This is a genomic window from Pseudomonas putida, from assembly GCF_050989985.1.
Lineage (GTDB): Bacteria > Pseudomonadota > Gammaproteobacteria > Pseudomonadales > Pseudomonadaceae > Aquipseudomonas > Aquipseudomonas putida_AI.
The window spans coordinates 4,410,653-4,435,882 of the sequence record NZ_CP158815.1 but is presented as its reverse complement, the minus strand read 5'-3'; the positions used below and the strand labels follow the sequence as shown (position 1 = coordinate 4,435,882).

At 61.9% G+C, this 25,230-nt stretch carries 25 protein-coding genes and 1 pseudogene; 18 read left to right on the top strand and 8 right to left on the bottom strand.

Annotated elements, in window-relative coordinates; all coding sequences use genetic code 11:
- Window positions 1-79: 79 nt before the first annotated feature.
- The gene (locus ABTV29_RS20190; RefSeq protein WP_433766449.1) at window positions 80-337 is read right to left on the bottom strand and encodes a DUF2790 domain-containing protein; all 258 of its coding nucleotides are present in this window, start codon (window positions 335-337) and stop codon (window positions 80-82) included.
- A 124-nt stretch (window positions 338-461) separates the two neighbouring features.
- Window positions 462-1,235: an alpha/beta hydrolase gene (locus tag ABTV29_RS20185; protein ID WP_433766448.1), complete on the bottom strand. Its 774-nt coding sequence runs from the start codon at window positions 1,233-1,235 to the stop codon at window positions 462-464.
- Window positions 1,236-1,702: 467 nt separating this feature from the next.
- Between ABTV29_RS20185 and ABTV29_RS20180 the strand changes: the two genes are divergently transcribed.
- From ABTV29_RS20180 to ABTV29_RS20170, 3 genes are read left to right on the top strand one after another with little or no spacing between them, the layout of a single operon-like run.
- Entirely contained in the window at window positions 1,703-2,668 is a 966-nt protein-coding gene (locus ABTV29_RS20180) for a tripartite tricarboxylate transporter substrate binding protein (RefSeq protein ID WP_433766447.1), read from the top strand.
- A 1-nt stretch (window position 2,669) separates the two neighbouring features.
- Window positions 2,670-3,152 (top strand): tripartite tricarboxylate transporter TctB family protein, encoded by a 483-nt coding sequence (locus ABTV29_RS20175; RefSeq protein WP_433766446.1) that lies wholly within the window; start codon window positions 2,670-2,672, stop codon window positions 3,150-3,152.
- 23 nt (window positions 3,153-3,175) lie between these two features.
- A complete protein-coding gene (locus tag ABTV29_RS20170; protein ID WP_433766445.1) occupies window positions 3,176-4,684 on the top strand; it encodes a tripartite tricarboxylate transporter permease in 1,509 nt (502 codons plus the stop codon).
- 135 nt (window positions 4,685-4,819) lie between these two features.
- On the opposite strand, the gene ABTV29_RS20165 is transcribed toward ABTV29_RS20170, so the two are convergent.
- Entirely contained in the window at window positions 4,820-5,698 is an 879-nt protein-coding gene (locus ABTV29_RS20165; protein WP_433766444.1) for a LysR family transcriptional regulator, read from the bottom strand.
- Between the two features lie 150 nt (window positions 5,699-5,848).
- On the opposite strand from ABTV29_RS20165, the gene ABTV29_RS20160 reads away from it, so the two are divergent.
- Both ABTV29_RS20160 and ABTV29_RS20155 read left to right on the top strand, forming a co-directional pair.
- Window positions 5,849-7,150 (top strand): NAD(P)/FAD-dependent oxidoreductase, encoded by a 1,302-nt coding sequence (locus ABTV29_RS20160; protein WP_433766443.1) that lies wholly within the window; start codon window positions 5,849-5,851, stop codon window positions 7,148-7,150.
- Window positions 7,151-7,189: 39 nt separating this feature from the next.
- Window positions 7,190-8,278 carry a polyamine ABC transporter substrate-binding protein gene (locus tag ABTV29_RS20155; protein WP_433766442.1) on the top strand — a complete coding sequence of 363 codons (1,089 nt, stop codon included), beginning with the start codon at window positions 7,190-7,192 and terminating at the stop codon, window positions 8,276-8,278.
- A 168-nt stretch (window positions 8,279-8,446) separates the two neighbouring features.
- On the opposite strand, the gene grxC is transcribed toward ABTV29_RS20155, so the two are convergent.
- Both grxC and ABTV29_RS20145 read right to left on the bottom strand, forming a co-directional pair.
- Window positions 8,447-8,698, bottom strand: a complete 252-nt coding sequence (gene grxC, locus ABTV29_RS20150; RefSeq protein ID WP_433766441.1) for a glutaredoxin 3 — start codon at window positions 8,696-8,698, stop codon at window positions 8,447-8,449.
- 138 nt (window positions 8,699-8,836) lie between these two features.
- Window positions 8,837-9,358, bottom strand: a complete 522-nt coding sequence (locus ABTV29_RS20145; RefSeq protein WP_433766440.1) for a carboxymuconolactone decarboxylase family protein — start codon at window positions 9,356-9,358, stop codon at window positions 8,837-8,839.
- A 133-nt stretch (window positions 9,359-9,491) separates the two neighbouring features.
- Between ABTV29_RS20145 and ABTV29_RS20140 the strand changes: the two genes are divergently transcribed.
- The 5 genes and pseudogenes from ABTV29_RS20140 (at window position 9,492) to ABTV29_RS20120 (ending at window position 15,490) form a co-directional block, all read left to right on the top strand.
- Window positions 9,492-10,304 carry a cupin domain-containing protein gene (locus ABTV29_RS20140; RefSeq protein WP_433766439.1) on the top strand — a complete coding sequence of 271 codons (813 nt, stop codon included), beginning with the start codon at window positions 9,492-9,494 and terminating at the stop codon, window positions 10,302-10,304.
- Window positions 10,305-10,631: 327 nt separating this feature from the next.
- Window positions 10,632-11,558, top strand: coding sequence for a Gfo/Idh/MocA family protein (locus tag ABTV29_RS20135; RefSeq protein ID WP_433766438.1), 927 nt, complete (start codon window positions 10,632-10,634; stop codon window positions 11,556-11,558).
- 443 nt (window positions 11,559-12,001) lie between these two features.
- A pseudogene (locus ABTV29_RS20130) lies at window positions 12,002-12,856 on the top strand (universal stress protein); the annotation flags it as partial.
- Between the two features lie 383 nt (window positions 12,857-13,239).
- Window positions 13,240-14,295 carry an alpha/beta hydrolase gene (locus ABTV29_RS20125; RefSeq protein WP_433766437.1) on the top strand — a complete coding sequence of 352 codons (1,056 nt, stop codon included), beginning with the start codon at window positions 13,240-13,242 and terminating at the stop codon, window positions 14,293-14,295.
- Window positions 14,296-14,314: 19 nt separating this feature from the next.
- Window positions 14,315-15,490: a (R)-mandelonitrile lyase gene (locus ABTV29_RS20120; RefSeq protein ID WP_433766436.1), complete on the top strand. Its 1,176-nt coding sequence runs from the start codon at window positions 14,315-14,317 to the stop codon at window positions 15,488-15,490.
- Here ABTV29_RS20120 and ABTV29_RS20115 read toward each other — a convergent pair.
- On the bottom strand, window positions 15,478-16,371 hold the full coding sequence (locus ABTV29_RS20115; RefSeq protein WP_433766435.1) for a LysR family transcriptional regulator: 894 nt from the start codon (window positions 16,369-16,371) through the stop codon (window positions 15,478-15,480). The two genes, ABTV29_RS20120 and ABTV29_RS20115, sit on opposite strands and share 13 nt — an antisense overlap.
- A gap of 169 nt (window positions 16,372-16,540) precedes the next feature.
- Here ABTV29_RS20115 and ABTV29_RS20110 point away from each other — a divergent pair, with 169 nt between their 5' ends.
- The 4 genes from ABTV29_RS20110 to ABTV29_RS20095 all read left to right on the top strand — a co-directional run bounded on the left by ABTV29_RS20110 (window position 16,541) and on the right by ABTV29_RS20095 (window position 19,594).
- Window positions 16,541-16,915, top strand: a complete 375-nt coding sequence (locus ABTV29_RS20110) for a hypothetical protein (protein ID WP_433766434.1) — start codon at window positions 16,541-16,543, stop codon at window positions 16,913-16,915.
- 120 nt (window positions 16,916-17,035) lie between these two features.
- A complete protein-coding gene (locus ABTV29_RS20105; protein ID WP_433766433.1) occupies window positions 17,036-17,629 on the top strand; it encodes a c-type cytochrome in 594 nt (197 codons plus the stop codon).
- A 13-nt stretch (window positions 17,630-17,642) separates the two neighbouring features.
- On the top strand, window positions 17,643-18,683 hold the full coding sequence (locus ABTV29_RS20100; protein ID WP_433766432.1) for a c-type cytochrome: 1,041 nt from the start codon (window positions 17,643-17,645) through the stop codon (window positions 18,681-18,683).
- Between the two features lie 80 nt (window positions 18,684-18,763).
- A complete protein-coding gene (locus tag ABTV29_RS20095) occupies window positions 18,764-19,594 on the top strand; it encodes a cupin domain-containing protein (RefSeq protein ID WP_433766431.1) in 831 nt (276 codons plus the stop codon).
- 60 nt (window positions 19,595-19,654) lie between these two features.
- Here the strand turns inward: ABTV29_RS20095 and ABTV29_RS20090 are convergent, their stop codons facing one another.
- Window positions 19,655-20,164 carry a YkgB family protein gene (locus tag ABTV29_RS20090; protein WP_433766430.1) on the bottom strand — a complete coding sequence of 170 codons (510 nt, stop codon included), beginning with the start codon at window positions 20,162-20,164 and terminating at the stop codon, window positions 19,655-19,657.
- A gap of 185 nt (window positions 20,165-20,349) precedes the next feature.
- Window positions 20,350-21,303, bottom strand: coding sequence for a LysR family transcriptional regulator (locus tag ABTV29_RS20085; protein ID WP_433766429.1), 954 nt, complete (start codon window positions 21,301-21,303; stop codon window positions 20,350-20,352).
- A 149-nt stretch (window positions 21,304-21,452) separates the two neighbouring features.
- On the opposite strand from ABTV29_RS20085, the gene ABTV29_RS20080 reads away from it, so the two are divergent.
- From ABTV29_RS20080 to ABTV29_RS20065, 4 genes are read left to right on the top strand one after another with little or no spacing between them, the layout of a single operon-like run.
- Window positions 21,453-22,286 (top strand): amidohydrolase family protein, encoded by an 834-nt coding sequence (locus ABTV29_RS20080; protein ID WP_433766428.1) that lies wholly within the window; start codon window positions 21,453-21,455, stop codon window positions 22,284-22,286.
- A 58-nt stretch (window positions 22,287-22,344) separates the two neighbouring features.
- On the top strand, window positions 22,345-23,691 hold the full coding sequence (locus tag ABTV29_RS20075) for an MFS transporter (RefSeq protein WP_433766427.1): 1,347 nt from the start codon (window positions 22,345-22,347) through the stop codon (window positions 23,689-23,691).
- On the top strand, window positions 23,691-24,431 hold the full coding sequence (locus tag ABTV29_RS20070; RefSeq protein WP_433766426.1) for an SDR family NAD(P)-dependent oxidoreductase: 741 nt from the start codon (window positions 23,691-23,693) through the stop codon (window positions 24,429-24,431). The genes ABTV29_RS20075 and ABTV29_RS20070 overlap by 1 nt, the downstream gene beginning before the upstream one ends.
- Entirely contained in the window at window positions 24,428-25,228 is an 801-nt protein-coding gene (locus ABTV29_RS20065; protein ID WP_433766425.1) for a sugar phosphate isomerase/epimerase family protein, read from the top strand. Before ABTV29_RS20070 ends, ABTV29_RS20065 begins: the two co-directional genes overlap by 4 nt.
- The last annotated feature ends 2 nt before the right edge of the window (window positions 25,229-25,230 follow it).

Below are 25,230 nucleotides of genomic sequence, written 5' to 3'. Positions count from 1 at the left end.
TTGACGGGCAGGCGGGCTACAGCGGCCTGCCCGTGCCGCCAGTGTAGCCCGATCACCCGTCGATACATCGGGATGACGATCAATGCTCATTGGTGCAACCGCTGCCTTGCACCAGGTAGTCCAGTTCATGCTGACGACCCTGGTGATCGAGGTAGTTCAGCTGGGCGGGGATGATGCCGCATTGTTGCGAAATGTCGGTTTCGCCGACGACCTTGGCCACGTCGAGGTGGACGAAGGCGCCGTCCTTGTCGTGGATGACAGGCGCGCTGCTCTGGGTGTCGGCAAACGCCGAGCCGGTGGCGAGGAGGGCGGCAAAACCGAGGATATACAGTTTCATGATGAGTCTCTCTATTCAGGTGTCGGGCTGTCGGCAAGGTGCCTGGCAGTGAGTTCAGATTACTCAGGCAATCCGGACAGCCGACCAACAAGTCGATTACAAAGTTGTCATTAATGGACGCCGGTTACGGCTGGCGACCGGCGGCAGCGAGGATCAGGTCGGCAATCTCTTTGGAGTGGGAGACCAACGACAGGTGGCTTGACGGCAGCTCGATGGTGGTCGCGCCCATGCGCTTGGCGAGGAAGCGTTCGAGGTCCGGGTTGATGGTCTGGTCGAGGCTGGACACCGCATACCACGAAGGTTTGGTGTGCCAGGCGGCTGCCGTGGTGCGGTCGGTGAACAGGGTCTTGGCGATCGGTTGCTGCTCGGCGAACAGTTGCATGGCCTTGTCGTGGGGCACGTCGCTGGCGAAGTACTTGAGGAAGGCGTCCTGCTTGAGGCTGACGTAACCGTCGTGTTCTTCGGTGCCGGCGCGCACCGGCATGGTCGGGTATTTGGCCGAAAGTGCGACGAAGTCCTCCCCCGCATCCGGCGCGCGCGCGGCCACATACACCAGCGAACTGACCTTCGGATCTACCCCGGCTTCACTGACCACGGTACCGGCGTAAGAGTGGCCGACCAGAACTGTCGGACCGTCTTGCTGATCGAGTACCCGTTTCGTGGCGGCTACATCGTCGGCCACCGAAGTCAGCGGGTTTTGCACGGCAGTGACGTGCAGCCCGGCGGCCTGCAAACGCGCGATCACGTCCGACCAGCTGGAGCCATCGGCCCAGGAACCGTGCACCAGCACGACGTTGTTGGCCTTGACCGGTGCGGTCGTTGTAGCGGCCATGGCCGAACCTGCGCCGAACATGATCAGGCTGGCGGCGATCAGGCAGAGTTTGCTCAATGGTTTCATGGTGTCGACCCTTGTCTTCATCAGTGGGAGAGGTGTCAGTCGGTGCGTGTGACTGACGGGCTCACTGTAGGGAGCGAGGGTGCTGAGGATGCTGACAACTCGGTGACAAGTTTGTAATGAAGGTCGGATGTACCTGATCCCCTGTAGGAGCGAGCCTGCTCGCGAATAACGTCCGGACAACGCGGTCATTCAGACAGCGCGCGTTAACGTTGACGTCCATCGCGAGCAGGCTCGCTCCCACAGTGGATTGAGGTGACCACCATTTTTTGTATTCGACGCACCCCCTGTAGGAGCGAGCCTGCTCGCGATGGTCGTGAACGATGACGCGGGCAGCCTGACGCCCGGCGGGGCCTTCTGGTTTTTCGCGAGCAAGCTCGCTCCTACAGAAGCGAAACAATGGCCTACGCTTATCCGCAGGCCGATACCCAACCGGCACCCATAAAAACAATGAACCAGGGAGATACGCCATGTCCGCTTTGTTCAGCCGCTTCAATCGTTACCTCGCTGTTGGCCTGACCGCCGCTGCACTCGCCACCCCCGCGCTCGCACTGGATACCGTCAAGTTCATGGCCCCCGGCTCCGTGGGCGGCGGGTATGACCAGACCGCGCGGGTACTGGGCAAGGCGCTGATCGAGGCCAACGTGGCCAAGTCCACCACCTTTGAAAACAAGGGCGGCGCCGGCGGAACCCTGGGGTTGGCGCAGTTCGCCAACAGCACCAAGGGTGACCCGGATGCACTGTTGGTGGTCGGCGCGATCATGGTCGCGGGTATCGAACAGAACAAACCGCAAATTACCCTCAAGGACGTGACGCCGATTGCCCGGTTGTTCACCGAATACAACGTGATTGCCGTGCGCAAGGACTCGCCCTACAAGACCCTCGATGACCTGATCAAGGACTTCAAGGCCAAGCCCACCAGCGTCACCTTTGGTGGTGGTTCCAAGGGTTCGATCGATCACATCGGCATCGCCGAGCTGGCGGGCAAACTCGATGTGCCGGTCAACAAGGTCAATTACATCGCCACCGGCGGCGGGGGCGAAATCGTGGCGCAGACCCTGGGCGGCCAGATCAAGGTGCTCACCGGGGGCTACGCCGAGCTGGGTCAATACATCAAGAACGGCCAGATCCGCGTGCTGGCCATCGGTGCGCCCGAGCGTGTGCCGGGGATCGACGCGCCGACCCTCAAGGAAAGCGGCTACGACGTGATCATCGGCAACTGGCGTGGCGTGTACGGCGCCGCCGGCCTCACCCCCGAACAGCGCAAGGAAGTGACTGACGCGGTGGTGGCCGCCAGCAACAGCAAGGTCTGGCAGGAAAACATTCAAACCAATGCCTGGACGCCGAGCGTGCTGACCGGTGATGACTTCGGCAAATTCGTCGACGAAGAGCACGTGCGCTTGCGGGCGATGCTGGTCAAGGTCGGGCTGCTTTGAGATGACCGCGCCACGTGCTGTGGTGCCGGCGCAATTGGCGATCGGCCTTGGCCTGATCGCCCTCAGCGCGGTGTTGGCCGTGGGTGCCTGGCGCTTTCCACCCGAGATGGGGTTCGTGATCCTGCCGGCTTACGTGTATCCCTATCTCGTTGCCGGGTTTCTGGGCGTGGTGGGGGTGCTGCTCAGTTATCAGGCGCTCACCGGCGGTTTTCGCGAACTGGACACCAGCCAAGGTGTGGTCCCGGGCGGCAAGACCGGCGCGGCCTGGGTGACGGGCGGGCTGGTGGGGGTGGCGGTGCTGATCAACCTGATCGGCTTCGTGCTGGCCGCCGGGTTGCTGTTTGCCTGTTCGGCACGGGGCTTTGGCAGCCGTCATCCGCTGCGTGACCTGGCCATCGGCATTGCCTTGACCCTGCCGATTTACTGGCTGTTCAACGCCGGGCTGGGGGTTTCCCTGCCGCCGCTGGTCAATGCCTGGATCTGACCGGGCTCAAGGAGATCGACAGCGTGGACATTCTCTCAAGCCTGCTGATGGGCTTTTCCGCGGCGCTGACGCCGATCAACCTGATGTGGGGTTTTATCGGTTGCCTGCTCGGCACCGCCATCGGTGTCTTGCCCGGCATCGGGCCGGCGCTGACGGTGGCCCTGCTGCTGCCGATCACCGCCAAGGTCGATCCCACCGGGGCGCTGATCATGTTCGCCGGGATCTATTACGGCGCGCAGTTCGGCGGTTCCACTACCTCGATTTTGCTCAACACGCCCGGTGAATCCTCTTCCATGGTCACCGCCCTGGAAGGCAACCGGATGGCCCGCAACGGACGGGCCGGACCGGCGTTGGCCACGGCCGCCATCGGCTCTTTCGTGGCCGGGACCATAGCGACGATATTGCTGACCCTGTTCGCACCGGTGGTGGCCAGGTTGGCGCTCAATTTCGGCCCGGCGGAGTATTTCGCGATTCTGGTGCTGTCCTTCACTACGGTGTCGGCGGTGCTCGGTGCTTCCATGCTGCGCGGTTTCGCATCGCTGGGGATCGGGCTGACAGTCGGCCTGATCGGCCTGGACTCGACTTCGGGGATCGCCCGCTACACCCTGGGTGTTCCGGAATTGGTGGACGGCATTGAAGTGGTGCTGGTGGCGGTGGGGTTGTTTGCCGTCGGCGAAGCGCTTTACAGCCTGCTCTATCAACAGGAACAGATGGAAGGCCGGCATCGGATGAGCTCTTTGTGGATGACCCGCGCTGACTGGCGGCGTTCGGTGCCCGCATGGCTACGCGGCACGCTGATCGGCTTTCCGTTCGGTTCGATTCCCGCTGGCGGCGCGGAGATCCCGACCTTTCTGTCCTATTCCACCGAACGCAAGCTCTCCAAATACCCGAAAGAGTTTTCCGCCAATAAAGGCGAGGGCGCCATCGAAGGCGTCGCCGGCCCGGAAGCGGCCAACAACGCCAGCGCCACCGGCTCGCTGGTGCCCTTGCTGACCCTGGGCATCCCGACGTCGGCCACCGCGGCGATCCTGTTGGCGGCATTCCAGAACTACAACCTGCAACCGGGGCCGCTGCTGTTTGAAACCTCCGCCGAGCTGGTCTGGACCCTGGTGGCCTCGCTGTACATCGGCAACGTCATCCTGCTGGTGCTGAACCTGCCGTTGGTGGGGGTGTGGGTCAAGTTGCTGCAAATCCCCAGGCCGTACCTGAATGCCGGGATCCTGGTGTTCGCCACCATCGGCGTGTACGGCATGCGTCATTCATCCTTCGACCTGCTGCTGATGTTGGCCATCGGCTGGTTCGGCGTGTTGATGCGCCGCTTCGATTTCCCGGTCGCGCCGGTGATCGTGGGCATGCTGCTGGGGCCGATGGCCGAGAAACAGTTGCGCAATGCCCTGTCCATCAGCGAGGGCGACTGGATGATCTTCCTCACGCAGCCGATTTCGGCGTTTTTCATGGCCCTGACGCTGTTGGTGCTGGTGGTGCCGCCTTTGCTGCATGCGCGGGGGATCAAGTTGCACGAAGACGATTGACTGCCAGGCACAACTCCCCTGTAGGAGCGAGCCTGCTCGCGATAGCGTCGGCACATTCAGTACTGATGTGACTGATGCACCGCTATCGCGAGCAGGCTCGCTCCCACAGTTGATTGGGGGGCCAAATCCCACGGGTTATGCAGGCGTCACAGCCTGCTGCGCAAACCACTGCATCACCGCCCCGCACGCCGGATGCGACGCCGCTGAAGGCTGCAGGCACAACGAGTAAATCCCGCGGGTTTTCAACGGCTGGCCGAACGGAATGTGCAGCACACCCCGTTCAATCGATTCCCTCGCCAGGGTCATGTCGGTCATGGCCACGCCCAGCCCACGGGCGGCGGCATCCAGCGCCAGTTCGTCGAGGTTGAAGGGAATATGCCGAAACGCCTCCAGCGGATGACCACCGTTGGCGGCCAGCCAATACCGCCAGTCATTGCGGTCCGCCGAGCGATGCAGCAACGCAAAGTCCGCAAGATCATCCAGCGCTGCCAGTGCCAGACTGGGCGCGCACACCGGGATCAAGGCTTCCTCGAACAGCGTCAGGCAATCCGGGGCAGTGGAGGGCTCGGGCAGATAGAGAATGTACGCATCGCTGTCGCCGGCCGGTTCCACGACTTCCGTGGCCACGGTTTCGATCGCCAGGGAAATCTCCGGGTAATGGCGGTAGAAATCGCTCAATTTTGGCAGCAGCCAGCGCACCGCCAACGACACGTGCATGCGCAGGCGGAATGGCCGCTTTTGCGGCGCGATGCGGTCTTCGAGGGTTTTGAGCTGGTCGAGGATGTTGCGCGCACTGGCGAGCACCTGTTCACCCTCCGGCGTCAGGCGCAGGCTGCGGCTGCTGCGCACGAACAGCGCCACACCGAAATGACTTTCCAGTTGCTGGATTTGCCGGCTGACGGCGCTCTGGGTCAGGCACAGCGTCTGCGCCGCCTGGGTGAAGCTGCCCGAGTCGGCAACCTCGACCAGCGCCTGTAAGCCTTGCAGCGAGGGAACGTGGCGAATTTTATCCATGCGTTTTCAGAATGCCTGAATGAATTAATAACGTTGGTTGCAGGTTCTGGAAGCCTTTAGATTCTAGCTCTGGCGATCACTTTCCAAAACCATCCATGCGATGGATTCATACGAAAGATGGTCGCGGAACGAACGTCAACGAGGTGATGCATGGAAAACAGATGTGGCTGGATCGCGCAGGCCGGGGACTCTCCGTCGCGCGATGCCTTGAGCGGTACGCAACAGGCCGATTGGCTGGTCATCGGCGCCGGCATCACCGGGCTGTGCGCCGCCCACTCACTCGCCGAAATGCATCCCCAGGCCCGCATCGTGATCGTCGACAGGCAACGCGCTGCGCAAGGTGCGTCGGCACGCAATTCCGGGTTTGTGGTGGCCCACGAAAACCCGGTCGCGGCCGAGTTGCAAGGCAGCGCGGGGTTCACCGGCTTCCAGGTCGATACCTCGATTTCCCGTGCCGCCAGCGATGAGGTGCGCAAGCGCATTGCCCGGCATGGCATCGAATGCGACTTTCGCGAATCGGGCTACTTCTTTGCCGTGAGCGATCCGCGCAAGTTGGCCGATGTCGAGGCGAAGTTGCAGACCCTGCGGGCGGTAGGGGCCAGCGCGCATTTCCTGCAAGGTGAGCAACTGACGAAGCAGCTTGGTACCCGCCATTACCAGGCCGGGATCTGGTGCGGCAATGGCAATGCCTTGCTGCAACCGGCGAAATACGTGAAGGGCTTGCTCGATGCGCTTCCGGCACAGGTCACGCTGTTCGAGAACACCGAAATTCTTGGCATGGAACGCCTGGGCAACGGGCGGATTCGCGCCAACGGCCATCAGGGTTGCATTGAAGCCCGGCAGGTGCTGGTCTGCCTCAACGCCTTCATTCCGCGTTCCGGCATCAGCGACAGCGGCACCTTTGCCATGGAACTCAGCGCCAGCCTGACCCGGCCGCTGAGCGACGAAGAATTCCAGGCCATCGGCGCCGTCGAGCCCTGGGGCGTGCTATCGACCCGGCCACTGGGGGCCACGGTGCGCCTGACGCCGGACCGGCGGGTGATGATCCGCAACACCGCCGAGTATCGCTCCCGCGACCTGTCGCTCAGCGAGCTGGCGAGCCGTCGCCAGCACCATGTGCAGGGGTTACAGCGGCGCTTCCCGATGCTGGGCGAGCAGGACATCCAGTACACCTGGACCGGCCACCTCAGTGCGTCACGCTCCGGGCAACCGTACTTCGCCAAGGTCGAGGAGGGCGTGTTCGCCGTGGCCGGCTGCAACGGTTCCGGCGTGGCGCGCGGCACGCTGTGGGGCCGACTGCTCGCGGAGCTGGCGTCGGGCGGTGAATCGTCCCTGCTGCAATCGGTCATCGAGCGCGCCCGGCCCGGCTGGCTGCCGCCCAAGCCGCTGCTCGACATCGGTGCCATGCTGCGTATGCGCGTCGAGACGGCCCGGGCCAAAACAGAAATCTGAAACAACAACAAAAGCACTTCCGCACGAAGGTGATCGACCATGCGCGTCAAAACAGTTTCCCTGCTGGCACTTCTCTCAACTTGTTGTGCAGCCGCTTACGCTGACGAAACCCTGAACATTTCCAACTGGAACGGCTACATCGCCGACGACACCCTGGCCAATTTCACCAAGGAGACGGGGATCAAGGCCACCTACGACATCCACGACAGCAACGAAGTGCTGGAGTCGAAGTTGATGACGGGCAACACCGGTTATGACGTGGTCAGTCCGTCGAACCATTTCCTGTCGCGCCTGATCAAGGCCGGCGCCATCCAGAAACTCGACAAGAGCCAATTGCCGAACTGGAAGAACCTCGACCCGACGCTGATGAAGAAGCTCGAGGTCAACGACCCCGGCAACCAGTACGGCTATCCGTACATGTGGGGCACCGCCGGCATCGGCTACAACGTAGAGAAGATCAAGGCGATCTTTGGCAACGCCGATGTCACCAAGTCGTGGAGCCTGTTTTTCGACGAAGCCAACATCAAGAAACTCAGCGAATGCGGCGTGGCGATCATCGACAACCCGACCCAGGTGCTGCCGATCACCCTGAACTACCTTGGCCTGCCGCCCCATAGCCATGAGCCTGCGGACTACAAGAAAGCCGAGCAGGCGCTGCTGAAAATCCGCCCGTATGTGCAGTACTTCCATGCCTCCAAGTACATCAGCGACCTGGCCAACGGCAACGTCTGCGCGGTGATTGGTTTCAATGGCGACATCGTGCAGGCGGCGGCCAGCGCCAGGGAGGCGAAAAACGGCATTGATATCGCTTATTCGATTCCGGACGAAGGATCGACCCTGTGGTTCGACATGGTGGTGATGCCGAAAAACGCACCCCACGAGAAGAATGGCTACCGCTACATGAACTACCTGTTGCAGCCAGAGGTGATTGCCAACATCAGCAACAGCATCCACTACGCCAACCCCAACAGCGCGGCCGATGCCCTGGTGGTGCCCGAGGTGAAACAGGACCTGGCGATCTACCCGCCGAAAGCGGTGATGGACAAGCTGTTCACCGTCGAAGACCTGCCGGCCTCGATTGCGCGGTTGACCACGCGGTTGTGGACCAAGCTGAAAACCAATACCTGAAAACTCAGCGGATGGTGCAAGGGAGGCGCTCGATTTTGTGATCGAGGCATAACCCCTGTAGGAGCGAGCCTGCTCGCGATAGCGTCGGCACATTCAGTACTGATGTGACTGATGCACCGCCATCGCGAGCAGGCTCGCTCCCACATTGGCTAGTGGCATTGCCAGTGCTCATGCCAGCATCGACATCAACCCACCCTGGCGATCGAGCCTGGCCAAGTCGTCGAAGCCGCCGATATGCGTGTCGCCAATGAATATCTGCGGCACGGTGCGGCGCCCGCTGCGTTCGAGCATTTCCTCAAGCTTGCCCGGCGTGCGCTGGACGTTGATCTCGTGCATGGCAATGCCTTTGCTGGCCAGCAGGAACTTGGCGCTGCGGCAGTAGGGGCAGGTCTCGGTGGTGTACAGGGTTACGGTGTTCATTGTCAGTCTCCAGAATTTGATAACTGTGGGAGCGAGCCTGCTCGCGATGGTCGTGAACGATGACGCTGGAGGCCTGATGCCCCGCAGCGTCCTTGCGTTCATCGCGAGCAGGCTCGCTCCTACAGGAGGTAGGCGTCTTTACAGGGCGCTGGCCGCCGGAAAGTCGATATCGGTCAGCGCAACGTTGTTCAGGTAGTTGGTCAGCGTCTGCGAGGCCACGTGTGCAATCACTTCAACGATTTTCCCGTCATTGATCCCGGCGGCGCGGGCGGCGGCGATCTGGTCGCTGGTCAGGTGACCGCGGCTTTCGGTGATCTGGCGGGCGAGCAGGGCGAAGGCGTCGAGCTTGCCTTCACGGGCACTGAGAATCTCCTGGCCGGACAGCCCGGCCTTGCCGGCGAACAGGGTGTGCGCTGCCAGGCAATAGTCGCAGCCGTTGACCTGCGAGGTGGCGAGTGAGATCGCTTCCTTCTCGGTAGCGCTCAGGGAAGTCTTGCCCAGTGCCGCCGAGTTTTGCAGGTAGGAAGCCAGCACCGCAGGGGCGTGGGCCAGTACCCGGAAGACATTGGGCAGGAAACCGATTTTCTTTTGCAGGCCTTCCAGCAGTGGGCGGGTGGCGTCGGTGGTGTGTTCCAGGCTTACAGGGACAATGCGGGTCATGGTGATTCTCCGAGGGTGCAGCGCGACAGGCGCTGGGTACGGAGGTCATGCTAGTGATTCGGGCTGGTCAATTGGGTGCAAATCGTCGACGATATGCGACAGATCGTCCAGAACTGCTTCCAGGGGAATCCTCATGGATCGCTTGTCCACCTTGCTCGCGCATTTCGGCGTCAACGCCGGCACCTTTCACAGCGGTACGTTCTGCGGCACCACGGCCTTCGATGGCAGCCAGACCTGCGGCCATCTGCATTTGCTGCAGGCCGGCGAGGTCACCCTGAAACTCGCCGATGAGCGCGAGCTGCACCTGAGCGAACCAACCCTGATCTTTTTTCCCAGGCCCTACCGTCATCGCCTGTTCGCCACAGAGGCGTCCGGCACTCAACTGGTGTGCGCGTCACTGAATTTCGATGGCGGCTCGGGCAATGCCCTGGCCACGGCGCTGCCGGAGTACCTGGTGCTCAAGCTCGATGAAATCCCGACCCTGGCCAGCACCCTGGAGTGGTTGTTCAACGAGGCGTTCGACGGCACCTGCGGCCGCGAAGCGGTGATGGACCGCTTGTTCGAACTGCTGGTGATTCAGCTGCTGCGGTACATCCTGAGCACGCGCAACCAGCAACCGGGGATGATGGCCGGGCTGGCGGATTCGCGGCTGGCCCGGCCCTTGAGCCTGATGCACGAAGAACCGGGCAAGGCCTGGAGCGTGGCCGAGCTGTCGGCGCTGGCGAACATGTCCCGGGCCAGCTTCGCCGAGCACTTCAAGCGCGTGGTCGGCCAGGCGCCGGGGGATTATCTGGTGAGCTGGCGGATCAGCCTGGCGCAGAAACGCCTGCGCGAGGGCAAGCCGATTGCGCTGATCGCCGAAGAAGTCGGCTATGAAAGCCCTTCGGCGCTGGCGCGGGCATTTCGCCGCAAAACCGGGCTCAGCCCGCGAGAGTGGAGGGGGTGACGAGCATGGCGCACAAACAAGCGGCTTGGGCCCGGTTGCGCAGCAGACGCCAATGCGGTCACTTCGGTTTGAGCGGTCGATCCCGGGCGCAGCTTTTGCGGCTTCTGCTTTTACGGGACTTGTGTTGCCGAGCGCAGGCTTTGCCCGCGGTGAAAAAGCTGGCGTGGGTGGAAGAGGATTTCGATGAGGAGCGCGAGTACAGCTCGCCGGTGTGTTACCGCGATCAGTTTCCCGATTACTGAGATGCGAAGTTGATCAATGACTTCCCCGCCGTACAAGCGGTAATCTCGCCCGCTCGCCTGTCAAAACAATAATCAGGAGTCACCGATGCATCCGATCCGTCTCGGTCTGGTGGGTTACGGCAAGATTGCCCAGGATCAACACGTTCCAGCCATCAGCGCCAACCCCGCGTTCCAGTTGGTGGCCGTCGCAACCCAGGGCCAGCCTTGCCCCGGGGTGGAGAATTTCAAGTCCCTGGGCGAACTGCTGGAAAGCGGCTTGCAGGTCGATGCGATTGCGTTTTGCACACCCCCGCAAGGGCGATTCGCCCTGGTGCAACAGGCACTGGCGGCGGGCAAGCATGTGCTGGTGGAAAAACCGCCATGCGCCACCCTGGGTGAAGCGATGGCGTTGGTAAGCCAGGCCGAGGAGCAGGGCGTCAGCGGCTTGTTCGCTTGGCATTCACGCTACGCTCCGGGCATCGAGGCCGCCCGCGACTGGCTGACCAGCCGCACCCTGCAAAGCGTGCAGATCGACTGGAAGGAAGACGTGCGCAAGTGGCACCCCGGCCAAGCGTGGATCTGGCAACCCGGCGGCCTGGGTGTCTTCGACCCGGGTATCAACGCACTGTCGATTGTCACCCATCTGCTGCCGCTGCCGTTGTTCGTCGAGTCCGCCGAACTGCGTGTACCGAGCAACTGCCAGTCACCGATTGCCGCCTCCATCAACATGTCCGACGCGCGCCACCTCGATGTCCGCGCGGAGTTCGATTTCGACCACGGTCATGACGAACTCTGGAGCATCGAAATTCGCTGCGCCGAGGGCGTCCTGCGCCTGGACAACGGCGGCGCCCTGTTGAGCATCGACGGCGTACGCCAAACCGTCTCGGAGGAGGGCGAGTACGCGGCGGTGTATCGGCATTTCCAACAGTTGATCAACGACAAGGCCAGCGACCTGGACTTGCAGCCGTTGCGACTGGTGGCGGACAGTTTTTTTGTCGGCAGCCGGGCGCTGGTCGAGCCGTTCTACGATTGAAGGCGACTATGCAGGAGCGAGCGTTTGCGAACTTCGCTCCTGCAAGTTGTTGCTGTTTTCTTTTCCGCTAGTTCAATTTGAAAGTTTGAACTGTCAATAATCCGAAAAACGCTAGTGTTTCATAAGAGCGAATCGGGTCTGCCAAACGTGATCCTTAGATAAAAATCAACTAACTTGGCCGACCAGCTGCTGAAACTTCTGGCGAAATTACCATCATAATAGCCGCCCCGTAAGTCGAGCGCACAGCCCGGGTTTCGGGGAGAAATTCAATGAATGCCACAAGGAAAATGTGTGCTTTTCCGCGAGGTTTTAGCGCGGCGGGTTCGGCCGCGTTCAATTTGCCGGAACAATATTAATAAGTAAAAGTTCGTGGACAGTGTTCCTGCGGTATTGCAACTAAGTCTCTGTGTGTAACTGCAAGGGAACCCCACAGGAAGACGCTTATGCACACAATTCGTAACACTTTGGTGGTCGTAGATCCCCGGCACTCCGGGGATTTGATTCTCGGTAGAGCCAGGATGATCGCGAACACCACCCGATCACACTTACATTTACTGGCCTGCGAAAAGGGCAATCATCATTCTTCCTGGTTGAGCGACCTGCAGAATGCCCTCTTGCTCGAAGGCTACAGCGTCAGTGCCCAGCACGCCTGGCTGGGCAGCCCACACAAGACCATCATTGCCGCACAACAGGCGGAGGGGTGCGGGCTGGTGATCAAGCAGCACCTGCCCGACAACCCGCTGGTCAAGGCCTTCCTGACCCCTGATGACTGGAAGCTGTTGCGATACTGCCCAAGCCCGGTGTTGATCGTGAAAACCGCCAGGCCCTGGACTGGCGGCATCATCCTCTCCGCCGTCGACGTCGGCAGCAGCGACGTGGAGCATCACGTCCTGCATTCGGGCATCGTCAGCCACGGTTATGACATCGCCAGACTGGTCGGTGGCACGCTGCACATGATGAGCGCCCATCCCTATCCCATGCTTTCGTCGAGCGACCCCATCTTTCAACTCAAGGACAGCATCCGCGCGTTCTATCGGGAGCAGTGCCTGAGGTTTCAGGCCGAATTCAACATCAGCGACTCACGCCTGCATATCGAGGAGGGCCCGGCGGAGGTGTTGATTCCGTATCTGGCGCACAAGCTTGAAGCGGCGCTTACGGTAATCGGCAGCGTGGGGCGTACGGGGCTGAGCGGTACCTTGATCGGCAATACCGCCGAGATGGTCCTGGACTCCCTGGACAGCGACGTACTGGTGCTCAAACCGGATGACATCATCCATCACCTGGAAGAACTGGCGGCTCCATCGCCAGTGACGGTGATCGACTCCGGCCTGACTTGCTGGCCGTACAGCCACCACAACCCTCAGCCTTTTGTGCAGGCCCATGACCATTTATCACCCGACGTGGCAACGCCCGCGAGCAATGCGGAGAGGTTCAAGCTGACGGGGCGATGAAGCTGCGCAAGGTCACTGTAAGGGGGCCGTCGACATCCAGCAGGGTGTCGACCGGGCTGCCCGCTTTAGTAAATCCAATAGCGTAGAAACGCATCGGGTTGATATTTCCCATCGACTATCCGGCATCGATTTATGTGATTTTGATATCAGTGCTATGTGATTGGCGCCGTTTATCGATCAATGCTTGAAAGGTAATTTGCCTCTCCCGGATATCAAATCGAGAGAGAGCCATGATGCGAACCACGTTAAAGGCCACGCTGATGGCCGCTATGCTCGGCATGTCAGGCGGCGAAGCGCTAGCCGCGGACTACAAGCAGAATCCGTTCACGTTGGCCTACGGCGGTGCACTGACGAAAAACGAACCGGGCAAGGTCAACATCCACCCGGTCACCTACAAACTCGATGGCCTGGACATTGCCGCGAACGTTTACACCCCGGCCAACTATGACCGCTCGAAAAAGTACCCGGTGGTCGTCGTGGCGCACCCCAATGGCGGGGTGAAAGAGCAGGTCGCGGGCCTGTATGCCCAGCGTCTGGCGGATCAGGGCTATATCACGATCACGGCGGATGCGGCGTATCAAGGGGCCAGTGGCGGTGAGCCGCGCAATGTGGACAAACCTGCGAACCGCATCGAAGACATCCATGGCATGGCGGACTTCATTGCCAGCTATCCCGGTGTCGACAGCGCGCGCCTGGGCCTGCTCGGTATCTGCGGCGGTGGCGGCTACTCATTGGCGGCGGCGCAAACCGACAAGCGCTTCCGCTCGATCGCCACCCTGAGCATGTTCAACTCCGGACTGGTTCGCCGTAACGGTTACCAGGACTCGCAGCTGTCCACCATTGAGGAACGTCTGCAACAGGCCTCGGCGGCCCGTGCCCAGGAAGCGGCAGGCGGGGAGGTCCTTTACGTGGGGGATGCCAAGCTGACCGATGAGCAGATCGCCAGGTTGCCGTTTGATCTGTATCGCCAGGGCTTCGAGTACTACGGCAAGACGCACGCCCACCCCAACTCTACGTTCCGATACACCCAGAGCAGCCTGCTGGACCTGATGCGCTTCGACGCCACCAACCAGATCGAACTGATCGACAAGCCGTTGTTGATGATCGCCGGCAGCAAGGCCGACAGCCTGTACATGTCGCAGCAAGCCTTTGCCAAGGCCACGGGTACACAGGACAAGCAACTGTTCACCATCGATGGCGCGACCCATATCGAGACCTATTGGGTGCCGAAGTACGTGGACGTTGCCATGGGCCAGTTGACCGCGTTTTACGCCAGAACACTCTGACTTGAAGGGACAGGTCCTCATGAAAAATACCTTGATAGGCATCGCAGTCTGCGCTGCGGCGCCCTTTGCCGATGCCGCGGGTGCGAGCAACGCCAGTGAGTCCCGCCGGGCCGAGCAACAGATCAGCCGGGCGGGCACCCAGGCTTCGATGGCGGGACCGGCGGATTTTTTCACCGGACAGGTGCGCGTCGATCCCCTGTTTGCGGCCACTGAAGAAATCAATGCTTCCGGCGCTTATGTCAGCTTCGAACCAGGTGCGCGTTCGGCCTGGCATACCCATCCGGCGGGACAACGGCTGGTGGTCACTTCCGGCGTCGGCCTGGTCCAGGAATGGGGCAAGCCTGTGCAGCAGATCCGTCCGGGCGACGTAATCGTCTGCCCTCCGGGCGTCAAGCATTGGCATGGCGCGGCACCGGCAAGCGCCATGACGCACCTGGCCATCACCGGCTCCGTGGATGGCAAGAATGTGCAATGGCTGGAGAAGGTCACCGATGAGCAGTACAACGCTCACGGCGAACTGGCGCCACCGGCCATGCCCGTTGTGCCACCCGTTTCACAAACCCTATCGGCCAGGCAGCAGGCCATCCCGTTGATTGCCGCCGCGATGGCCACGAGCAATATGTCCGCGCTCAATGCCGCCTTGAATCGAGGGCTGGATGCCGGCCTGAGTGTCAGCGAGGCGAAGGAAATCCTGGTGCAGCTCTACGCCTACAGCGGTTTCCCGCGCAGCCTCAATGCGCTCGGTGAATTGATGAGGGTGGTCGAGGCGCGCAAGCAGCGCGGCGTTCAGGACGATCCGGGACGCGAGCCCGGTCGCGTGATACCCACCGCCGAAGCACTGCTTGTGGCGGGCAAGGCCAACCAGACGCGAATCGCCGGTGCGCCTGTCCAGGGGCCATTGTTCGACTTCGTCCCTGTGATCAATCAGTACTTGCAGACGCACCTGTTCGGCGACATTTTCGAGCGCGATAACCTGGACTGGCAAAGTCGCGAGCTGGCCACCGTCGCCGCATTGGCCGTCACGCCCGGCGTTGAGTCACAACTGCGCTCGCACATGGCGGCCAGCTTGCGGGTTGGCCTGACTGCCGCGCAGTTGCGTCAATTGATCCAGTTGCTGGCCGACCAGGGCGATGCCGCTGCGGCCAAGCGTGCCGGCGAAGCATTGGACAGCGTGCAGGCCAATCAACCCGGATAGCGCAGGGTTTCGCGCAGTAATGTGAAGGCCGGTGAACTCTGGCGCCGGCTCGGATAATAGAGGTGGTAGCCGGAGAACGGTTCGCACCAGTCCTCGAGCACGCGTATCAACCGGCCTTGCGCCACATGTTCCTGGACCAGGTCCTCCGGCATGTAGGCCAACCCCAATCCCTGGAGTACGGCTTCAAGGCGCATGCTGATGTTGTTGAACACCAGTTGGCCTTCGACCCGCACGTTCAGTTCCTGGCCGCCTTTTTCGAACTCCCAGAGATAGAGGCCGCCGTGAGTGGGCATGCGCAGGGTGATGCAGTTGTGCGCCATGAGGTCACTGGGGATGAGGGGCTTCGGATAGCGGGCGAAATAGGCCGCGGAACCCACGACAGCCATGCGCATATCGGGGCCGATGCGCATGGCGATCATGTCCTTGGCCACCTGTTCACCCAGCCGTACACCGGCGTCGAAACCCTGCGCCACAATGTCGGTAAAACCGTAGTCGACGATGATTTCGATGTTGAGGTCGGGATTGTCCGGCAACAGTTTCCCCAGCACCGGATGCAGGACCGTGATCGCCGAATGCTCACCCGCGGTGATGCGCAACTTGCCCGCCGGCTTGTCGCGAAACTCGCTGAGCAACGCCAGCTCAGTGTCGATCTCTTCAAAGCGGGGCGCGATCACCCGCAGCAGATGTTCGCCCGCTTCCGTGGGCAAGACGCTTCTTGTCGTGCGGGCCAGCAACCTTACCCCCAGCCGCTCCTCCAACTGACGCATGGCCCGGCTCAAGGCCGGTTGAGACATGCCAAGCCGGGCAGCGGCGCGAGTGAAACTGCGCTCTTGGGCCACAGCCGAGAAAATCGCGAGCTGGTCGTAGCTTTCGACGGTCATTTATGCGGCTCTGATATGAACGGAAGGCGATTATGTCATCTGTGCGACTAATCGTCTGGCCCCTTGGCAGGTGTATCGGAATTGTTCGCCATCGGCCGTCAGCCAGCCGCCGATTCAGGCCACAATGGGGGGCTCAAATGGAATCTCTCAACCAAAGGACGCGAAATTCATGGACACCCCTTTTTCTCAAGTCAGCGCACGTTTGCACGATCGGCGTTTCACGGTAGCGGGCAACCCTCAAGGGCTTTCCGGGGCAGGCACGGTGTTTCATTACCGCGTCGAGGAAAATGCCATTTCGAGCACTTACCAGGGCGGTCGTATCCGCATGGGCAATCAGGTGGGGCGGGTGACGGGCCCCGATTCCATCGAGCTGCTTTTCCATTGCCTGACGAACGAGGGTGAAATGCTGGCCGGCTGGTCGCGAGGCACGGTAGGCGTGGATGCGGCAGGACGTACTACGCTGAGCTTTGTCTGGGGCTGGTTGTCGGGTGCGACGGGTGGTGGGGAGTCGAGCTACGTCGAACTGACAGGCACCCATGGTTGAACCTGTGTAGGAGCGAGCTTGCTCGCGATGGACGCAAGAGCACCGCGGGGAATCAGGCTTCCAGCGTTATCGTTAACGTCCATCGCGAGCAAGCTCGCTCCTACAAGGCGGAGAGGCGACATGCCGATTGCAAAGGTGATCGTGCTTCTGGGCGCAGGGGTGGTGGCGCAGGCAGGCGCTGTGGAAATACCGCCACCCGTGCAGGCCTGTGTTGCCTGTCATGGCGCAAGCGGTGAAGGAACCGCCCAGGGGCCGGTGCTCGCCGGACTCTCGACCACCTACATCAGTGCCCAGATCGAGAACTTCATCGCCGGGCGACGCAGCAATCCGGTGATGTCGGCCATTGCCCAGGGCTACAGCGATGCGTCGTTACGCAACCAAGTCGCAGCTTATTTCGCCGGTCAAGGCACGACGCCCAAGTTACTCTTGCGTGGCCAGCCGATCGAGACCACAGCTGCACAGCAGCTTTACTACCAGGGCGACCTGGCGCGCAATCTTCCGGCTTGCTACAGCTGCCATGGCCCGAGCGCCGTGGGCGGCGGTCCGTTTCCGCGCCTGGCCGGACAACAGCCGGCCTACTTGAAGGAGCAACTCCTGGCCTGGAAAAACCGGCAGCGAAGCGGCGATCCCGACAACCTGATGGGCAACATCGCCATGAAGTTGAGCGCGGACGAGATCGATGCCTTGGCCGGTTACCTCTCGGGCATTCGATAAGGAGCAGCGGGCGATGACATTGCGTGGGTTGATGGCGGTGTGCGCAGCCTTTTCCTGGCAGGCCATGGCGGCGCAGCCGGACATGAGCGTGGAAGTCCGGGCGCAGACCAAAGATGCCGCTGCTGTGGACTTCACGCCCAGGGCGCTGACCACCATCCCCAAGGGCGATTTCGGCGACAAGGTGCGCCGAGGCTATGAGTTGTTCGTCAACACCCAGCAACTCAAAGGCAGTTACGTCGGCAACCAGCTCAACTGCACCAACTGCCATCTCGGCAACGGCGCAAAAGCCTTTTCGGCGCCGATGTGGGCGGCGTGGCTCGCCTATCCGTCCTTCCGGGCCAAAGACAATCACGTCGACACCTTCGCCGAACGCCTCCAGGGCTGTTTCAACTACTCCATGAACGGCAAGGCCCCTGCGCTGGATTCGCCGGAAGTGGTGGCCCTGTCCGCCTATTCGTACTGGTTGCTGATGGGGGGATTACTGGACAAGTCCGGGATGGCCGACACGGCAGTTCCTGAGCTGACGGACGCTCAGCTGCAACTGGGCGGTAACGACAAGTCATTCCAGCCGCCTGAGCCGATAGCGCAGAAGACCAATGCCAGTGCTCGGCAGAACATGCCCGGACGCGGATTCGCCAGCCTGCCCGCGCCAGCGTCACCCCCTTCTCCCGACCAGGGACGCCAGGTTTACGTGCAGCACTGCGCTGTCTGCCATGGCACCAATGGAGAGGGCACCAAAATGGCCGACGTACCAGTCATGCCCGCGCTATGGGGTGACGATTCCTATAACTGGGGGGCCGGCATGCATCGCATCAATACCGCCGCGCAATTCATCTTCGAGAACATGCCGCTGGGCAAACCCATCCAGCTCAATCCCCAACAGGCCTGGGACGTCGCCGCCTACATCAACAGCCAGGAGCGCCCGCAGGATCCGCGGTTCAACGGTAATCTGGCGAGCACCGCCAATGCGTTTCACCACGGGGAACAATGCTTTTACGGGCAAACGGTGGAGGGCGTGGCAGTGGGCAATTCCAGCCCGGCGGGGTCTCGATAGCGTCGCTTCTGGCCGGTGTCGATGGGCTCCGGAAGGCCGGTGCTATGATCGGTGCATCTCTCTCTTGCCAAGTGATTGCCATGGATCGCCTGTCCACGTTGCTGTCGCAGTTCGGTGTGCGCGCAAGCCTGTTTTACAACGGCAGGCTTTGCGGCAAGGCGTCATACGGCGGGGCCGGGCAGCAAGGGTATCTCCATTTGCTGCAGGCCGGCGCCATGACCTTGCGGGGACCCGATCGCCAGGAAGTCTTGCTGACCCGGCCCAGCCTGATTTTTCTTCCGCGACCCAGCCGGCATCAGCTGTTGGGCGGTGCCCCCGAGGGTGCGCAGCTGCTGTGTGCTTCCATGGAATTCGAGGGCGGGACAGACAACCCGCTGACGGCTTCGCTGCCCGACTGCCTGGTGCTGTCACTGGATGAATTGCCGCTGCTGGCCGATGTATTGAAATGGATGTTCGCCGAGGCGGCGGCAGGGCATTGCGGCAGGGAGGTCGCGCTCAACCGTTTGTTCGAACTATTGATCGTCCTGTTGTTTCGCCATCTGCTCGATCATCACCAGTTGCACACCGGCATGATGGCCGGGCTGGCGGATGCGCGGCTGTCGCGCTCTCTGGTGCAGATGCACAACACGCCCGAGCATGGCTGGTCGATTGCGGAACTGGCCAGCGCGTCGAACATGTCGCGCGCCGCCTACGCGGTACATTTCCGTACCGTGATTGGGCAGACGCCTGCCGATTACCTGTTGAGCTGGCGGATCAGCCTGGCTCAGAAACGCTTGCGTGAAGGGCGACCGATCGCGCTGATCGCCACCGAGGTCGGTTATGAAAGCCCTTCGGCGCTGGCACGTGCGTTTCGGCGCAAGACCGGTTACAGCCCGCGGGACTGGATGAAGGATCCGGCGGCAAGGCAGTGACGGGAAAATGGCCTGGGCACTCGAACTGCTTCAGGCCATATCGACAGCACCCTGATGGGTTCAGCGGGTTTCCAGTGCCGCCAGGGAGTGGCCGGCGACAAACACAGAGGCGGCAAGCAGGCCGATGTCCTTGAGCAGGAACTGGCCCGGCGCTACGGAAATGCCCGGAAAGCCCAGGCCGGGTTCGATCACGCCAGGGGTCGAGAACATGAAGCTCAATGTGGTGAAAAACAACCCGGCGGACAGCGCGCCACCGATCAATGAGAGCTTGGGCGACAGCAGGCGTGCGGCAATCAGAACGCCAATCGAGACCTCCAGGACACCCAGCAGGGCCGAGAACAAATCGACGCTGAAAATCTCATACACCCAACCCAGCAAAGGGCTGTTGCTCACCAGCGGCACCAGGCCGGTGGCTTCGTAGTGGGTGAATTTCATGCCGCCGAACCAGAAGTAGATGACGGCCAGGGCGAGATAAATGCCGTAGGTGCCCAGCGCCGTGACGGTGCTGCCGAGGGTCGAATGTTCGTTCACGCTGGCGGTTTTGTAGTGCTCAATGTTCAAGCTTTTCATGATGAAGGCTTCCAGTAGTGGGGGTGGCAAAGGCTATCGAGCGGCCCGACACGGTGTGTGTCGGGCTTGTCGATATTGTTGGCTTTGCTGCCACTGGCATGGCTGCCGAGCGTATTGCGTTCGATGCAGATCGTCTTGACTGGGGCGGCTGGGAAACCGGCGCTCCTGTGAAAACGGCCGGGTGATCAGTCGACGCTGGGCAATTCGAAGCCTGGAATCAACCGCCCCAGTTTGGCGGCCTGGCGATACAGCACCTGCATGAGTTGCATGGCGGGTTCGGAGAGCGGTTCGAACCGCGAGTAGACAAAGCTGATATCGAAATGAATCGGCTCAACCAATGGCACGACCTTCAGGCCGCTGTCCTGGGCCACGAATTCATCGATGATGGTCAGGCCCATGCCTTGTTTGACCAGCGCGACCGCTTCGTTGGCGTTGGTGAAGTTCAGCATCGAGCTCAGGTGCAGGCCCTGGCGCTCGATTTCATCGGCCAGCAACTGGCCAAAAGGCATGTCGGGGCGAAACAGCAGCAGCGGCTGGTCGACCAGTTCATGCAGTGACAGTGAGGGGCGGTGGGCCAGGGGGTGATCGGCCGGCATCACGCAGACCATGTGCGCGCGCATGAAGGCCCGTGAGTGCAAGTGGTCGTGGATCAGCGGCAATGCCGAGATCGCCAGGTCGACCTTCTTCGACAGGATCTGGTTGGGCATGTCGCGCATCAGCGTCGTTTGCCATTCGATGTTCAGCGATGGCATGTCGCGCTTGAGCCGGGCCAGGGCGAACGGGATGACCACCGTCGACAGTGACGCACTGCAACAGATGCGCAACTGACGGTGAGGCCCGTTGGCCAGGGACAGCGCACATTCGTTGACGGCCAGTGCGGCCTGGTAAACACGCTCGACTTCCCGGTACAGGATCAGCGCCTCGGTGGTGGGCACCAGGCGATTGTTGATGCGCTGGAACAGGCGATAGACCAGCCGGCTCTCGATGTAAGTGATCAGCTTGCTCACCGCCGGCTGCGAGACGTAGAGCATTTTCGCTGCTCCGCTGATCGAGCCGGTGAGCATCACCGCGCGGAACACTTCCATGTGCCGCAGCTTGAAAATCATCGTGTGGGCGTCGGGGCCTTCGCCGTAGGGCATGGATCATTAACCTTTGGTTATTGTTCGAGCGATCTCGGTATGAGCGCTATTGACCGCCTGGTCGTATCTTCACTGCATCGAATCGCCCGGCGCGGCGAACAATAACAAAGATCAGTGAGCAAGCGCAGTGACGCTTGGCGGGAGCAGGCTTGAGCATCTACGACGAATTCAAGATCGATTGCCATAACCATTTGTTTGACCCGGCGCGGTTCGCTTATCGCGCCGACACGATTTATGCACCGTCCGGACAGGAGGTCGCGACGCTGGAACAGTTCGGCCGGGTCATGGACGCCTACGGGGTGCAACACGCCTTGCTGGTAGGGCCCACCAGCGGTTACCGCACGGACAATCGCTGCCTGCTGCATGCACTGGCCCACGGCGAAGGCCGCTTCAAGGGCATTGCCGTGGTCGAACCTGACACCGCCCTGGATGAATTGGCCGCGCTCAAGGAGCAGGGCGTGGTGGGGATTGCGTTCAATCCGGCGCTGGAAGGCCTGGCCGTCATGAAGGATGCGGCTGGACTTTTCGGCCGGCTCGCCGAACTGGACCTGTTCGCCCAGATCCAGGTCCAGGGCAACCAGCTGGTCGAGCTGCTGGGCCTGATCGAGTCGACGGCGCCGCGCTTGCTGATCGACCACTGTGGCCGTCCCGATGTCCGCGAGGGCCTCGCGCAGCCGGGGTTTAAGGCGCTGCTGGGGCTGGCCGGCAGCGGCCGGGCCTGCGTGAAAATCTCGGGCATGCAGAAGTTTGCCGCTCACGATCATCTCGATGAGCAAGCCGGAACCTACGTACGCGCGCTGCTCCAGGCCTTCGGCCCGGATGCGTGTGTGTGGGGCTCGGACTGGCCGTTCATTCGCGAGCAATCGCGCGTGGACTACGGGCCGCTGCTCAAGCTGGCAGAGCAGTTGATGCCCGATTTCAGTGTGAGGAAGAAGGTGATGTGGGACACGCCACGGCGGCTGTTCGGCTTTGGCGAGCGTTGAACCTGGTTTGGGCAGCGTGCTGCCGGCAAGACCTCCAATAATAAAAAGGAACATACCGATGACGACCGAGAATAGATTCGCAGCGGCAACGCTCGCCTGTCCGGCGGAGCAAAGTACCCGGACCCGCACGAGGTTTTTGATCCTGGCGCTGATCTCCGGCGGCACCATGATCAACTACCTGGACCGCAGCGTCATGGGCATCGCCGCGCCCAGCATCAGTGCCGACCTGGGCCTGAACGCGGTCATGATGGGGCTGATCTTTTCAGCATTTTCCTGGACCTACGCGGCCGCGCAAATTCCCGGCGGCATCCTGATCGACCGGCTGGGCACCAAGTTCACCTACTGGCTGGCGCTGACGTTGTGGTCGGTGTTCACCGGCCTGCAGGGCCTGGCCCAGGGCTTTCTGTCGCTGTTGGGTTTTCGCTTGCTGGTCGGGGCTACCGAAGCGCCGTGCTTTCCCACCAACAGCCGGGTCGTCGCGACCTGGTTCCCGCAGAGTGAGCGCGCCCGGGCGACGGGCATCTATACCTTCGCCGAATACGTCGGGCTGGCGTTTTTGACGCCGCTGCTGTTCTGGGTCCTGCACGCCTATGGCTGGCGCTTTCTGCTGATGGCCGTGGGCATCCTCGGGGTTCTCTATGGCCTGGTCTGGTGGCGCAAGTACCACGAGCCCCACGAGTCGACCACGGCCAATCAGGCCGAGCTTGATTACATTGCCCAGGGCGGCGGGGTGGTCGATGGCGGCCAGAAGGCCACGCGGTTTTCCTGGTCGCAGATTCCTGCGTTGCTCAAGCATCGCAACATGCTGGGCATTTGCCTGGGGCAGTTCGCCTGCAACTCCACCAATGTGTTCTTCCTGACCTGGTTCCCCACTTATCTGGTCACCGAGCGCCACATGCCCTGGCTCAAGGTGGGCTGGGTCGCGGTGCTGCCATTCATCGCGGCTTCCCTGGGGACCCTGGCCGGCGGCTGGCTGTCGGACGCCTTGCTGCGCCGCGGCTACTCGCTGAATGTCGCGCGCAAACTGCCGGTCATCGCGGGTCTTTTGACCGCCTCGGTGATCGTGCTGGCCAATTACGTGGAATCCGACGCGCTGGTGATCGCCATCCTGTGCGTGGCGTATTTCGCCCAGGGCATGTCGGCGCTGGCCTGGATGATCGTCTCCGATATCGCCCCCAAGGGCCTGCTCGGCTTGAGCGGCGGTGTCTTCAACCTGTTCGCCAATGCGGCCGGCATCGTGACCCCCTTGACCATCGGCGTCATTGTCACGACCACGGGTTCGTTCGTCTGGGCCTTGGCCTTCGTCTCCTCGATCACCGTGCTGGGCGCCCTGTGTTACCTGTTCATGGTGCGCGATCTGCACCGCCTGCCCGACATCCAAACCGTTCAACAAGGAGCACTCTGATGACTCGATACCTGGAAGGCCAGACGGCCATCGTGACCGGCGGCATGCGTGGCATCGGCCTGGGGATTGCCCGTCGCTTGCACACCGCGGGCGCGCAGATCGTCATCTGGGACCTGGCGGTCGATGGCTGGGACAGCATCGCCAACGGCTTTGAACCGGTGATGCGCCAGGCCGTCAACGTCGCCTCGTTGGCCTCTGTGGAGGTGGCCTTCAAGGAGGTCGTCGCCCAACAGGGGCGCGTCGATATCCTGGTCAACAATGCCGGGATCAACGGGCCGGTAGCGCCCTCCTGGGAGTACCCGACAGCCGCCTGGGACCAGGTCATCGCCATCGACCTGACGGGGGTGTTCTATTGCTGTCGCACCGCCATACCGCATATGCGCGAGCGGGGTTACGGGCGCATCGTCAATGTCGCCTCGATGGCCGGCAAGGACGGCGTGCAGTACATCTCCGGCTATTCGGCAGCGAAGGCGGGTGTCATCGCCTTTACCAAGGCGGCGGCCAAGGAGCTGGCCCAGGACGGCGTACTGCTCAATTGCATTGCGCCGGCCATGGTGGAAACCGGGCTGATGGCGGAAATGACCCCCGAGCACATCGCCGCGAGCAAGGCCAAGATTCCCATGGGGCGTTTCCTGCAAATCGAGGAAATCGCCAACATGGTGACCTGGATCGCCGGGCCCGAATGCAGCTTCACCACCGGTTTTGTGTTCGACCTCAGCGGCGGCAGGGCAACCTATTGAACGGCCTGGGTGTAGCGCACCTCACCGCGCTTGAGCTGGCGCCCGAGCTGTTTGCACGCGAGGCCGCACGCGCAGGTTTCAGTTCGGTGGGGCTGCGTCTGCACCCGGCAATGGCGGGAGGCATCGCTTACCCGCTGGCGCCGGGCAGCCAGGCGCTGCAACAGTTGAAGGCCACGCTGGATGGTGAAGGCGTGGCGGTCAACGAGATCGAATTCGTCGAGCTGAAACCGCAAGTCGATGTCGCCGGATTTGCATCGCTGCTGGAGTCCGGGGCGCAACTGGGCGCGCGCTGCCTGACGGTATCGGGCGACGATCCGGAGCCTTCCCGGCTCGTGGACAATTTCGCTGCCCTGTGCCACTTGGCCGCCGGTTATGGATTGCGTGTCGACCTGGAGTTCATGCGCTGGCGTCACATTGGCAACCTGCAACAGGCCGTCGCGTTGATCGCGGCGGCGGGCCAGGACAACGGTGGCGTGTTGCTCGATGCGTTGCACCTGTTCCGCTCCGGCGGCAATGCCGCTGCCGTGGCGCAACTGGACCGGCGTTACCTCCATGGCGTGCAATGGAGCGATGCGCCGGCACAGGCCCCCACCGGCGAGGGCATCCTCCGTGAAGCCCGCGAGGGTCGCTTGCCGCCGGGGCAGGGGCAGTTGGCCTTGAGCGAGTTGCTCGACGCGCTGCCACCCGAGGTGCATTGGAGTGTGGAAGTTCCTTGCGCCGCGAGTGACGCGTCTGCGCGGTTGCGGCAAGCGTTCACCGGCACGCGCACGTGGCTGGACCGGCAGACCTTGTCATGAGC